This is a genomic window from Pseudomonas sp. SDT291_1_S447 (genome assembly GCF_054070155.1).
On sequence record NZ_JBSVXS010000369.1, the window covers coordinates 1 to 262 of the forward strand.

General features: G+C 62.2%; 1 pseudogene. It reads left to right on the forward strand.

Annotated elements, in window-relative coordinates:
• Nucleotides 1-262 (forward strand): annotated as a pseudogene (locus ACW9IR_RS29955) (phage terminase small subunit); the annotation flags it as partial.

Below are 262 nucleotides of genomic sequence, written 5' to 3' on the forward strand. Positions count from 1 at the left end.
AGCCTGGCTCTCGCACACAAGCGCCGCACTTTGGCTCAGGGAACCGCTGCAGTGATTGCTGCTGCAGCGGCACCGGCCGCGTATTCGCCGGCGGAAGCCCTGAGCAGCCCGGCCAACGCAAAAAAGCACCTGCTGCTGATGGAAGCGTCGCTGGATCAGGATCTGCAGCGCCTGAGCGATATCAAGGGTCTCGCCGGGCGTCAGGCACTCAAGCGCGAGGAACTGCTGCCCAAGTATCAGGACTTCATTCAGCGTTACATGG